This is a genomic window from Nonomuraea sp. NPDC050786 (assembly GCF_040654115.1).
GTDB lineage: Bacteria > Actinomycetota > Actinomycetes > Streptosporangiales > Streptosporangiaceae > Nonomuraea.
On the sequence record NZ_JBFAHJ010000052.1, the window covers coordinates 36,027 to 47,138 of the forward strand.

9 protein-coding genes are annotated in these 11,112 nt (G+C 69.1%); 6 read left to right on the top strand and 3 right to left on the bottom strand.

Annotated elements, in window-relative coordinates; translation table 11 throughout:
• Positions 1-246: 246 nt before the first annotated feature.
• Positions 247-1,374, bottom strand: a complete 1,128-nt coding sequence (locus tag AB0H84_RS51035; protein ID WP_357621324.1) for a sensor histidine kinase — start codon at positions 1,372-1,374, stop codon at positions 247-249.
• A gap of 165 nt (positions 1,375-1,539) precedes the next feature.
• Between AB0H84_RS51035 and AB0H84_RS51040 the strand changes: the two genes are divergently transcribed.
• From AB0H84_RS51040 to AB0H84_RS51050, 3 genes are read left to right on the top strand one after another with little or no spacing between them, the layout of a single operon-like run.
• Positions 1,540-3,006, top strand: coding sequence for an alpha/beta fold hydrolase (locus tag AB0H84_RS51040; protein WP_357621327.1), 1,467 nt, complete (start codon positions 1,540-1,542; stop codon positions 3,004-3,006).
• Positions 3,003-3,962, top strand: a complete 960-nt coding sequence (locus tag AB0H84_RS51045; RefSeq protein WP_357621330.1) for an ATP-binding cassette domain-containing protein — start codon at positions 3,003-3,005, stop codon at positions 3,960-3,962. The genes AB0H84_RS51040 and AB0H84_RS51045 overlap by 4 nt, the downstream gene beginning before the upstream one ends.
• Complete coding sequence (locus AB0H84_RS51050) at positions 3,959-4,711, top strand: ABC transporter permease subunit (RefSeq protein ID WP_357621333.1); 753 nt, start codon at positions 3,959-3,961, stop codon at positions 4,709-4,711. The genes AB0H84_RS51045 and AB0H84_RS51050 overlap by 4 nt, the downstream gene beginning before the upstream one ends.
• A gap of 594 nt (positions 4,712-5,305) precedes the next feature.
• Here AB0H84_RS51050 and AB0H84_RS51055 read toward each other — a convergent pair.
• Entirely contained in the window at positions 5,306-5,902 is a 597-nt protein-coding gene (locus tag AB0H84_RS51055; protein ID WP_357621336.1) for a TetR family transcriptional regulator, read from the bottom strand.
• Positions 5,903-5,994: 92 nt separating this feature from the next.
• Between AB0H84_RS51055 and AB0H84_RS51060 the strand changes: the two genes are divergently transcribed.
• Positions 5,995-7,047 carry an alpha/beta hydrolase gene (locus AB0H84_RS51060; protein WP_357621339.1) on the top strand — a complete coding sequence of 351 codons (1,053 nt, stop codon included), beginning with the start codon at positions 5,995-5,997 and terminating at the stop codon, positions 7,045-7,047.
• Positions 7,048-7,505: 458 nt separating this feature from the next.
• Here the strand turns inward: AB0H84_RS51060 and AB0H84_RS51065 are convergent, their stop codons facing one another.
• Positions 7,506-8,528: a YafY family protein gene (locus AB0H84_RS51065; protein WP_357621342.1), complete on the bottom strand. Its 1,023-nt coding sequence runs from the start codon at positions 8,526-8,528 to the stop codon at positions 7,506-7,508.
• A 95-nt stretch (positions 8,529-8,623) separates the two neighbouring features.
• Here AB0H84_RS51065 and AB0H84_RS51070 point away from each other — a divergent pair, with 95 nt between their 5' ends.
• The gene (locus AB0H84_RS51070; RefSeq protein ID WP_357621344.1) at positions 8,624-9,748 is read left to right on the top strand and encodes an epoxide hydrolase family protein; all 1,125 of its coding nucleotides are present in this window, start codon (positions 8,624-8,626) and stop codon (positions 9,746-9,748) included.
• Positions 9,745-10,821 (top strand): winged helix DNA-binding domain-containing protein, encoded by a 1,077-nt coding sequence (locus tag AB0H84_RS51075; RefSeq protein WP_357621347.1) that lies wholly within the window; start codon positions 9,745-9,747, stop codon positions 10,819-10,821. The genes AB0H84_RS51070 and AB0H84_RS51075 overlap by 4 nt, the downstream gene beginning before the upstream one ends.
• Positions 10,822-11,112 lie beyond the last annotated feature (291 nt).

Here is an 11,112-nt window from a genome sequence, read left to right on the forward strand (position 1 = left end):
GGACGTCCTCTCCGGACCCGCCGGCTCCGCTTTCTCCGGCTCACGCTCAAGATCCTCGTCATCACGTCCATCATGGCCGATCCGTGCCTATCGCTCCCGCTACGTCGATGCTGTTCGGACGCCGGCCGTACGTACCTTCGTGCGCCACTGCGGCGCTGTGTCGAATGGCCTGCCGTTCGCGCACGCCCGCGCCCTGCCGGAACGCCCGGCGCTGTGCCCTGTCCCTCCGTTGAAGTCTCAGGCGGGTCAAGGGATCTCCCATGACGCGTGCACGCCGAACCCCGTTCCCGGGAGCGGGCCGGCCTCGAAGGTGCCGCCGTACAGCAGGGCTCGTTCGCGCATTCCCGCCAGCCCGTGCCCACCCGGCCGCCCCGGCAGCACCCGCTGCCCGGGCCCGTCGTCGACCACGGAGATCCGCAACCTCCCTTCGGCGACCGACACGCTGACCCGGCAGTGGGCGGGAGCGGCGTGCTTGACGACGTTGGTGATCGCCTCCTGGACGATGCGGTAAACGGCCGGCGCCATGCTGTCGGGTACGGTTCCGTCCACCGACAGGTCGACTCGCACGCCGGCTTCCGCCGCTCGGTGCGCCAGGGACGGCAGGTCGGCCAGTCTGGGGGGCGGCGTGTTCTCGGGCGCGCTGCCGGGTGCGCGCAGCACGCCGAGAAGATGGCGCATCTCCCCGAGCGAGCCGCGCCCGATCTCCTCGATGGCCCGTAATGCCTTGCGCCCTTCCTCCGGATGCTTGTCCAGGACCTTGGCCGCCACCCCCGCCTTGACGGTGATCAGGCTCATCGAATGGGCGACGACGTCGTGCAACTCGCGCGCGATCCGCAGGCGTTCGTCGGCCGCCGCCTGCTCGGCCTGCCTCCTGGCCTCGCGGGCGGCGAATTCGCGGCGGGTGCGCGCCGCCGTGCCGAGGCTCCAGCTCGCCGCGAGGACCAGCCAGGCCGCACCGACGATGGAGACGGGGTCGGGCCAGCCGTTCGCATAGCCTGCCGAGCTCGGCATCGAGAGCAGCAGCGCTCCTCCGTCGACGAGCAGGCCCGACACCAGGGCGATCGCCGATCGCCGCACCGGCCGGCCGGTCGCCACCGGGTAGATGGCCAGGGCGGCCACGGCCGTCGGCATCAGCCGATTGGCCTGCAGCGCCAGCACGGCAAGGCCGATCAGGAGCGCACCGTAGAAGGCGGGCTCCGGCCATACCCGCCGCACCGCCACGGGCACCGCGAGCAGCCAGCAGAGCGCCATCGCCACGGCGTTCGTGGCCAGCTCTGGCGGACTCGCCGTGGACGCCAGCGCGAGCAGCACCGCGACCACGGTGTCGGCCAGGATGAGCAGCCAGGGCGGAGGCCACCGGGCGAGCAGATTCACAACCCGACGTTATCGAGGAACGGCTGGGAGCGAATCGGAGCACGGGCCGTCAGACCAAGGTCCTACTCCGCGCACGTACGCCCGTACCGTATGACCCTGGTCCGATCCCAAAGATCGGATCCGACTCCGATGTGCGGCCCGCCGCCGTACAGCATCGTTGCCGCCATGAACCGACGCAGACTCATCGCCCTGTGCCTGGCGGCCTGTCTCGCCGTGCCGCTTGGCGGTATCGCGCTGGCCTATGCGCAGGCCCACGGCCTCGTGTGGAAGGACTGTGGTGACGGCCTGCGCTGCGCCGAGCTGGTCGTTCCCGTGGACTGGGCCGATCCAGGCGGGCCCAGAACCTCGGTGCACGTGGCCAAACTGCCCGCGACGGGCAAGAGCATCGGGCCTCTGATCATCAACTTCGGAGGGCCCGGCACCAGCACGTCGATGCTCAGGCGGAAAAACCAGCCCGACGCTCAGCCGGAGCTGCCGAGCCTGCTCGATGAGTTGCAGAGGACCTTCGACGTCATCGCCATCGATCCGCGCGGCCTGGCTGAGCCCGCGAGCGGCAAGAGAGTGAGCTGCGCGGAGCCCGAGCCCTCCATCTACGGACTGCTCCTGGCCAGGACGAAGCAGGACTGGGACACCCACGCTGCCAAGAACGCGGCCCATGAGGCGAGCTGCCGCAAAGCGGCTAAATCGGCCTGGCGTGGGATGACGGCGTGGAATGTGGCGCACGACATCGACGCGCTGCGCGCTGCACTTGGCCTGGACAAACTCATTTACGCGGGCAACTCCTACGGCACCGTCTACGCCCAGGCCTACCTGGAGCTGTTCCCGCAGCGGGTCGGCCGCATGTACTTCGACGGCACCGCCGATCACACCCAGCAGGAGTTCGAGCCCTGGATCCGCAACTACGCGCTCACGCAGGAGCGCCATCTCACCCGCTTCCGCGACTGGTGCGCCCGCCGCACCGACTGCGCCCTCCGCGGCACGGACGCAGGCAAGGCGTGGGACGAGCTCGTCGCCAGGGTGCGCCGCGCGCCACTGCCGGCGTCGGCCGGACGGACGGTGCATGAGGGGCAGCTGTACGCCGGCGCAATCAAAGGCATGAATCCGGCATTCTGGCCCCAGCTCGCCGCCGCCATCCGCAAGGCCCTCGACGGCGACGCCAGCGACTTCCTGGAAGAACTGCTCCCGGATGAGGGCGGCGCGTCCGTGAGCCAAGACTCCTTGTGCAACGACTTCATGCCGACGCTGCCCACGTACGAGGAGTTCCAGGGCATCGAGGCCAGACTGCGTGAGATCGCGCCAAGGTTGGGCTGGCTCGAGGGACGCTTCGAGCTCGGGCGATGCTGGGGGCGCAACGGGGGCGCGTCCTGGGCGCCGCATCGATTGCGGGTGAAGGACGCCCCGCCGATCCTCTTCGCGATCGGGAAGCTCGACAACAACACCAACTATCTCGGGCAGGCGCACGTGGCCGAGCAGATCCCGTCCGCGCGCGTCCTGTGGCACGGCGACGGCCACGCGTCGTGGGCGCGAAACATCTGCCTGCGGCGGCACGTCCGCGCCTACCTGACCACAGGGAAGTTGCCTGTCCCGGGCACGCGCTGCCCGGCCGAGATCATCCAGAAGGTGGGGAAATGATCGAGGTCACAGAACTGACGAAGCTGTACGGCTCCACCCGCGCGGTATCCGGGCTCACCTTCCGCGTCAAGCCCGGGCAGGTCACCGGCTTCCTCGGGCACAACGGCGCCGGTAAATCCACCACCATGCGCATGATCCTCGGCCTCCACACACCCACATCGGGCCAGGCGTTGATCAACGGCGTCCGCAAACAGGACCTGCGCGACCCCATGCGCGAGGTCGGCGCCATGCTCGACGCGACCGAGGTGCAGGGCGGGCGCAGCGCGTTCGCTCACCTCCAGGCGCTGGCGTACGCGGGCGGGATCGGGCGCCGCAGGGTCGTGGAAGTGCTGGAGGAGGTCGGCCTGACCGGGGCGGCCCGCAAGCGGATCGCCGGATTCTCCCAGGGGATGCGCCAGCGCCTCGGCATCGCGGCGGCCCTGCTCGGTGACCCGGGCGTGCTCATCCTCGACGAGCCGGTCAACGGCCTCGACCCCGACGGCATCCGCTGGCTCAGGACACTGCTCAGATCCCTGGCCGCCGAGGGGCGCACCGTCCTGCTGTCGAGCCACCTGATGACCGAGATGTCCCTCACCGCTGACCGGCTCATCATCATCGGCCAGGGCCGGCTGATCGAGGACGCCTCGACGGCGGACCTGCTGGCCCGTTTCCAGAGCGGCGTACTGGTCCGATCGCCCCACGCGGCCCGCCTGTCCAGCGCACTCGAAGCGGCCGGCGCAACCATACGCCCCGCTCAGGACGCCAACGCCGGTGAGGAGCCGGTGCCCGGTCTGCCCGCAGGCGCTGGAGTCGATGCGCGCCCCGTGCGGGACGCCGGCGCCGGAGAGGAATTGCTGGTGACCGGCCTGACCGCAGCCGCCATCGGCGACATCGCCCTGGCGAACGGCTGCGCCGTTCACGAGCTGATGTCGCGCCGGACATCACTGGAGGAGGCCTTCATGGAGATCACCCAATGATCAACCTCGTCGCATCGGAATGGCTCAAGCTACGCTCGCTCCGAGCCACCTACTACACCCTGGCCTCCACGCTCTCGGCCCTTGCGCTCACCGGCTTCGCCGCCTACTCGATCTCGCACTACTTCGACACCCACGGCCCCGGCGGCGATCCTGTCGGCACAGGTCTCAGCCTCAGTGCCGACATTCCGCCTGTGCTGTTCGGCATGCTGGGCGTGTTCGCCATCTCCGGCGAGTACGCCACCGGCATGATCAGACTCACGCTGACCACGATCCGGAGCCGGTGGACGCTCCTTCTGGCCAAGGCCGCCGTGGTGGCCGCCGTGGCCGCTGCCGCGGGCCAAGTGCTGGCGTTCGCCACCTACTTCACCGCACAGGCCGTGGTGGCCGGGCGTCCGATCGGCGCCTCGTTCGCCGAACCCGCGGCCCTGGCCGAGGTGCTGACCACCGGCGCCGGCTCCGCCGTCGCCGCGGTGCTGGGGCTGGGCCTGGCGACGGTCCTACGGTCGACGCCGGGAGCGCTCATCGCGCTGGTCGTCCTCCCGCTGTCCCCGACCGTGCTCGAGCGTTTCCTCCCGGCTCCGTGGAACGACTGGATCAGCTCCCTGACGATTCCGTCGCTGGCCAGGCAACTGGCCGCCGTACCCGACGCAGGTGCCTTCGGTCCCTCAACGGCCGCCGTCATCCTGGCGGGTTACGTCGTGGTGGCCCTCCTGCTGGCAACCCTGGCGATCAACCACCGCGACGCCTGACCGAACCCTTATGGACGGCCATGCACGTGGAAAGGACAGCCATCACGTGCATGGCCGCCCGCCGCTCCGCTTTGGGCCGGGGCTGCGCGAACCCCCCAGGTAGGGCGATCACATATCGAGGTCGGTCGCGCAAGATCATTCTCCTCGAGCGCTGCCCGGTAGCGTTCCACGGCGCGGGCAACGGCCGCGTCATACGCGGCGGCCTTGCTGGGGTCCCGGTAGTGATCGCGGAAAATCCAACGGATATAGCTCCGACCTGCGGAAATTCGGAGGGTTCCGGGACGGCGTCAGGCGCGACCTGTCCGGATGGGCCCGGCTCAGTGAAACGTTCACCGGACGGCCTATCTGAGACGGCGTCTTCGCAGGTCGCGACGGCCACGCCGTCGGTGGGCGGCTCGCTGCCGTGCGTCCGTCAGGTCGACCGCGCTGGATCGGCTGAGCCCGCGCTGGTGGAGGCGGTCGAAGCGGGGCAGGTGACCGACGGGGAGGTGCCTGCTGCCGGGCATTGGAAGCGGATGGCGCCGCCTGCGTTCGGGCTCTGTGTGAGACGCAGCAAGTACGGCTCTCGCACGGTGGCCGCACCGTGTGTGACGATCAAATTGCTGACTTCCCCGCCAGCCGCACGGACTCCACAGCCCGCCGCAGTCCCGCGGCCAGCACCGCCGGATCCTGCGGCGGCCGGGTGACGAAGTCCAACATCAAGCCGTCGATGAGCCGGATCAGCACCTCGGCGTCGAACGCCGCGTCCGCCGAGCCGGCGGACAGCGTGATCAGTTCGGCCAGGCGGCGGAACTCGGCGCCGCAGCGCGCCATCGCCTCCCGGATCCGCGGATCCCGGGCGCCGGCCAGTTCCAGCTCGAACCGCGCCAGCAGCAACTGCCTGCTCTCCGTCCACCAGGCGGCCAGCAGGGCGGCGAGGTGGTCGTAGTCGGGTTGGGCGTCGGGCGCGGCCATGACTCGCAACAGCTCGTGGGTGGCCGGTGCTGCCCGCTGGGCGTCGATCTCGATCATCCGGTCGATCACCGCCAGGACCAGCAGGTCCCAGCTCTTGAAGTGGTAGGTCACCGACCCGTTCTTCAGCCCCGCGGCCTCCTGGACCGCGCGGTGCGTCAGGCCGCGCAGACCCTGTTCGGCGATGACCGTGATCGCCGTGTCCAGCAGCAGGGTCCGCGCCTTGCTCCGGGTGCTCATGAGCCGAGTATGCCAGTCCAATTGACGATCGCAGGAGAAATCCCTACGTTTGTAGAAATATTTTCTACAATTGCAGAAGTAAGGAAGTAGCCATGCCCATCAAGCCCGTGGAGCCTGTCGAGGGCGCCGGCCTCGAAGAACCGACCCCGGACACCGGCCCGGCGCCGAAGCGGCGCCGTAGGTGGCTGCGCTGGACCCTGGCAGTCACAGCCGCGTTCCTGACCCTGCTATCGGGCACGGCGCTGTACATCGCGTACATCTGGCAGCCCTCTGCGACGCACTACGACTCGCCCTACATGGCGCAGATCGAGTCCCGGTACGTGGACACGCCCGTCGCGACCTTCCACTACACCAAGACCGGCCAGGGCTCCCCGGTGGTGCTGATCGCCGGCGGCGGCATGTGGGTGTACAGCTATCGCAACAACATCCGAGCCCTCACAAAGGACCACACCGTCTACGCCGTCGACCTCCCAGGCCAGGGCTACACCACCCTCAAACAGCGCGGCTTCGACTACAGTCTGGACGCCATGTCCGGCGCCTTGAGCTCCTTCCTGGACGCCGTCGGGCTGCAGCGGTCGGCGCTGGTTGGCCACTCGTGGGGCGGCGCCTGGTCGCTGTACTTCACCGAGCGGCACCCCGAGCGCGTCAGCCGCCTGATCCTCATCGACTCCACCGGTCTGGACATCCCGTCGACCTGGGACTGGCGGCCGCTGGAGTTCCCCGTCGTCGGCGAGCTGATCGGCAAGCTGATGACCAAGGACAGCGCCGCCGGCGTGCTCGGCAAGGCCTTCGCCAAGCCGGGCAGCATCACCCCGCAGACCGTCGACGAGGACTGGGCCCCGATGAGCAGGCCCGAGAACCGGCGCGCGCTGTGGATGTCCCAGCGAAACCTCGACTACTCCGTCACCCAGAACCTCATGGGGCAGGTCCACGCGCCGACGCTGATCCTGTGGGGCGGCAGCGACCGGTTCGACAAGCCCTCCGAGGCTGCCGACATGGCGCAGCGGATCCCGGGCGCAACCGCCGACGTGCTCCCCGGATGCGGACACAACGCCCATGAGGAGTGCCCCGACCAGGCCAACCCGTTGATGGCCGGTTTCTGCGGGCCGGTTGAAGGAGAGACGACGGCCCGCCGCCGTGAGTGAACCACCGGCTGATCCGGTCGCTGCGGGTCGAACCTCGAACAAGCAGCGCTCGGCCGTCCGAGGCAAGTGGATCACCCGCCCGGCGATGCGGCCCACCACCTCAGCATCGTCCATGACGGGGTGCCGTTAACCAGCGTGTCATGGGCCGCTAAGCCTGGAAATCGCAGTTCGATCACCAAGATGAGAGCGGACAGGCAAAGGGCAGCGGGACGCCTCGGCGGCAACCGGGTTGTTCGGCGACCCAGTGCTGTGCTGGCTGACGTGTGTTCAACCGCCTCATCGGCTGCCTGTTCCACTGCCTCCAGACCCGCCGAACCTACAACGAATCAATCGCGTTTCCGCCCCGCGCGGTGGCAGCCGCTCGACGCCCCAACGTGCTCGGATGTCTGGTCGCACGGGGCCCGAGCGGAGGGTCTGACAGGTTGAACACGCCACCTGGTGGTCGGGTGCGGCCAAGATCAACTCTGTCCCGATTCCGGTGGAGACTCGTGCTGCTGGTGATGGCGGCTTCTGTGCGCGGAGCAGGCAGATGTTTGCTGGCTGGCGTCGATCGCGCGCTGATAGCGCTGCGTCAGGTTCTGCAGCGCGTCGACCAGTTCCGGCGAGTCCACGATCGTGAAGTCCGCGTCCAGCAACCCCAGATAGAGGGCGAGCATCTCCGGATGGTCCGAGCCTGGCTCGAACGCGCACCGGTCCACCTCCACGGGGATCGGCAGCCGGCCCCGCACATATGCCGCGGGCGCGTGCACGATCACCCGTGCCCGGTACCGCCAGGTCGCCTCGCCGACTCCGCGTGCCACCTGTGCCGTGATCTTCTGGTCGGGCGGTAGCGCGCGGGGCGTGAAGCGCGGCCCTGTCGGCCCGTGCGGCTCGATCCGGTCGACCCGGAAGGTACGCCAGTCGTCCCGGTCCAGGTCCCAGGCCACCAGGTACCAGCGCCGCCGGTCGTTCACCAGGCGGTACGGCTCGACCGAGCGCCGACTGGCCGCGCCGGAATGCGCCCGATAGTCGAACCGGAGCCGCTCACGGTCCCGGCACGCGCTCGCGATCAGGGTCAGCACGTCCGGATCCACCTGCGGGCCGCGCGACGGCATCGGCAGCGTGTACGACTGCAGGGCGCTGACTCGGTGGCGCAACCGCGAGGGAAGCACCTGCTGCAGCTTCGCCAGCGCACGCACCGAGGTCTCTTCGATGCCCGCGATCGAGCCGTTCGCGGCGGTACGCAATCCGACGGCGACCGCTACCGCCTCCTCGTCGTCCAGCAGCAGCGGCGGTAGGGCACTGCTGGTGCCGAGCCGGTACCCGCCGGCCACACCCGGCCGCGCGTCGACCGGATATCCCAGCTCGCGCAACCGGCCGATGTCATTGCGGATGGTGCGGGTGGTGACGCCGAGCCGGGTGGCGAGCTCGGTACTGGTCCAGTCGCGCCGGGCCTGGAACAGGGAGAGCAGGCGCAGCAGCCGCGCCGAAGTTTCCAGCATTCTTCGATCCTGACGACAATCTAGGAACGAACCTTTCCGCTAATGTTCCTAGTCTTCCCCGCATGAGCACAACAGCTCGCACAAGGAGAAGCGCAGTGAGCGACGGCATCCAGCCCTTCCGCATCGAGATCCCCCAGGCCGACGTCGACTACCTGCATGACCGGCTCGCAGGCGCCCGCTGGCCCGGCGAACTGCCCGGCACGGAGTGGAATCGCGGCGTACCGCTGCCCTACCTGAAGGAACTCGCCGAGCACTGGGGCACGCAGTACGACTGGCGCGCCCAGGAGGCGCGGCTCAACCAGTACCCGCAGTTCACCACCGAGATCGACGGCCAGCGCATCCACTTCCTGCACGTCAGATCCGACCAGCCCGACGCCAAACCGCTGCTGATCACCCACGGCTTCCCCAGCTCCGTCGCCGAGTTCCTGCACCTGATCGAGCCGCTGGTCAACCCGGCAACGGGTCAGGCCTTCCATGTCGTCGCCCCGTCCCTGCCCGGGTACGCCTTCTCGACCCCGCTGGGCGAGACGGGCTGGGCGATGGGGCGCACCGCACGCGCCTGGGCTGAGCTGATGCGCCGGCTCGGCTACGAGCGGTACGGCGTGCACGGCGGCGATGTGGGCGCCGGCGTGTCCGGCATGGTCGCCGGCCTCGACGGCGAGCACGTCATCGGCGTCCACGTGGTGACCGATCCGCTGACCGCCGCGAACGTCGCCACCTTCATCCCAGGGATGGCCGACCGACTCGACGAGAACGACCCGGTCGACAAGCTGATCCTGGACCGGATGGACGCCTTCACCAAGGAAGGTTCCGGCTACCTGGCGATCCAGAACAGCCGGCCCCAGACCATCGGCTACGGTCTGGTCGACTCACCGCTGCTGCAGCTCGCCTGGATCGCCGAGAAGGTCCACGAGTGGACCGACCTGCCGGTCGACCGCGACCATTTGCTCACCACGGTGAGCCTGTACTGGTTCACCGGCTCCGGCGCCAGTGCCGCGCACACCCTGTATGAGCAGGCGCACTCCTCGGACTGGGGCGCGCCGTCGGCCGTACCGCAGGGGTTCGCGGTCTTCGGAGCGGACGAAACGGTACGCAAGCTGGTCCCCGCACCCGCCGACGCGCACTGGACCGAGTTCCAGCGCGGCAAGCACTTCCCGGCGATGGAGGCCCCGGCCCAGCTGGCCGCAGACCTGCAAGCCTTCTTCGGACCGCTGAAATGACCGACGTGCTGAGCCGGCGTGCTCTCAACCGGGCCACGCCGGCTCGCCAGCACCTGCTGGAACGCGCGCCGGCACCGGCGATCGACGTGATCGAGCGCCTGGGCGGGATGCAGTCCCAGGCGCCGCTCGCCCCGTACGTAGGATTATGGACCCGTCTCCAGGACTTCGCGGCGGACGAGCTTTCGACGCTGACCGAGCGGCGTCAGGTGGTACGGCTGCACTTGATGCGCAACACCGTGCATCTCGTCAGCGCGCGCGACTGCCTGGACTGGCGCACGCTGTTCTACCCGCTGCACGCCGCCGAGTTCAGCACGCGCTTTCGCATCGATGGAACGAACCGGGACGCGCTGCTCAGGCAGGCGGAGCGGCTGCTGGAGGAGCAGCCGCGCACCCGCGCCGAGCTCGGCAAGCTGCTTGCGGAACGTTGGCCGGATGCCGATCCGAACGCGCTGGCGTACGCGGCGACGCATCACATCGCGCTGTGCCAGGTGCCACCGCGGGGCGTCTGGGGCAAGAACGGTCCCGCGGCATGGGCACCGGTGCAGAGCTGGCTGGGCGCGCCGCTGCGATCCGTACCGGTGGATGCGCTGGTACTGCGCTATCTCGGCGCGTTCGGTCCGGCGCAGGTCGCGGACATCCAGGTGTGGTCCGGGCTGACCCGGCTGCGCGAGGTGGTAGAGCGGCTGCCCTTGCGGACGTTCCGCGGACCGGAAGGGCAGACGCTGTACGACCTGCCAGAGGCGCCCCGGCCTTCCGAGGACACGCCTGCCCCGCCACGGTTCCTGCCCGAGTACGACAACCTGCTGCTGTCGCACAAGGACCGCACCCGAGTGATCCTCGGCAACCGCCCGGTGCCGCTCCCGCCGGGCAACGGCGCGACCACCGGCACCTTCCTGGTCGACGGCATGTGGCAGGGCACCTGGCAGATCCGCGACCAATCACTGCGCATCCAGCCGTTCACCAAGCTACGCCGAGAGGACTGCGACGGGCTATTGACCGAGGCCGCACAGCTGTGCGCGTTCCTTGCGCCTCAAACGACGCACGACATAGTCCTCGAAAACGTAGATCGTTGATCGGTTCCTCGGTGGCCGTGGACCACCCTCCGTGCCGGAGCTCGGGACGCATCAGAACGAGAGTCACCGTTTTCGGGACGGCCGTGCAGAGCTGCCGCCATGCGGTGCTCGGCGCGCTGACAGAGTGTTCGGTCTCATTCGACCTGAGGCATGTCTCGCCGATCAGGAAGCATTCGCATGGGTGCCTCAGAGGGCGCCCTAGGAGCTGTTTGGGGTTCGGATCTTGGTGAGGGTCGGTGGTGGGCTGGCCGTGGCTGGTAGAACTCGGATGTGGCACGCTTCGATGTGACC

What these genes read in the sequence shown, in the direction of transcription:
- AB0H84_RS51040 (WP_357621327.1), top strand. Translation starts at nt 1,540, where the DNA reads ATGAACCGACGCAGACTCATCGCCCTGTGCCTGGCGGCCTGTCTCGCC.
- AB0H84_RS51045 (WP_357621330.1), top strand. Translation starts at nt 3,003, where the DNA reads ATGATCGAGGTCACAGAACTGACGAAGCTGTACGGCTCCACCCGCGCG.
- AB0H84_RS51050 (WP_357621333.1), top strand. Translation starts at nt 3,959, where the DNA reads ATGATCAACCTCGTCGCATCGGAATGGCTCAAGCTACGCTCGCTCCGA.
- AB0H84_RS51055 (WP_357621336.1), bottom strand. Translation starts at nt 5,902, where the DNA reads ATGAGCACCCGGAGCAAGGCGCGGACCCTGCTGCTGGACACGGCGATC.
- AB0H84_RS51060 (WP_357621339.1), top strand. Translation starts at nt 5,995, where the DNA reads ATGCCCATCAAGCCCGTGGAGCCTGTCGAGGGCGCCGGCCTCGAAGAA.
- AB0H84_RS51065 (WP_357621342.1), bottom strand. Translation starts at nt 8,528, where the DNA reads ATGCTGGAAACTTCGGCGCGGCTGCTGCGCCTGCTCTCCCTGTTCCAG.
- AB0H84_RS51075 (WP_357621347.1), top strand. Translation starts at nt 9,745, where the DNA reads ATGACCGACGTGCTGAGCCGGCGTGCTCTCAACCGGGCCACGCCGGCT.